This window comes from Haloferax sp. KTX1, from assembly GCF_902410085.1.
GTDB classification, from domain to species: domain Archaea; phylum Halobacteriota; class Halobacteria; order Halobacteriales; family Haloferacaceae; genus Haloferax; species Haloferax massiliensis.
The window spans coordinates 1-441 of the sequence record NZ_CABPRH010000207.1; the positions used below are offsets into that span (position 1 = coordinate 1).

Sequence of the window (441 nt, forward strand, 5' to 3'; positions counted from 1 at the left end):
CCGCCCGCGCGCTCGGGCGCTACGTCGATTTCATCATGGCCCGCGTGTTCGACCACGCGGACGCCGAGGAGCTGGCCGAATACGCCGAGGTCCCGGTCATCAACGGGCTGACCGACGACGCCCACCCCTGCCAGACGCTCGCCGACCTGCTGACCATCCGCGAGCGGTTCGGCGACTTCGAGGACGTCTCCGTCGCGTGGGTCGGCGACGGCAACAACGTTTGCCAGTCCTTCGTCATCGGCGCGGCGATGGTCGGACTGGACCTCACTGTCGCCACCCCGGAGGGCTACGGCATCTCCGATGACGTGGCCGACCGCGCCGCCGCCTTCGGCAACGCGCCCGAGACGACCCACGACCCCGAGGCCGCCGTCGCCGACGCCGACGTGGTGTACTCCGACGTGTGGGTCAGCATGGGCCAGGAGGACCAGCGCGGCCAGAAAC

The 441-nt window shown here is 70.5% G+C and carries 1 pseudogene; it reads left to right on the plus strand.

Features of this window, described 5'->3' with window-relative positions:
• Window positions 1-441, plus strand: a pseudogene (locus FY251_RS21475) (ornithine carbamoyltransferase); the annotation flags it as partial.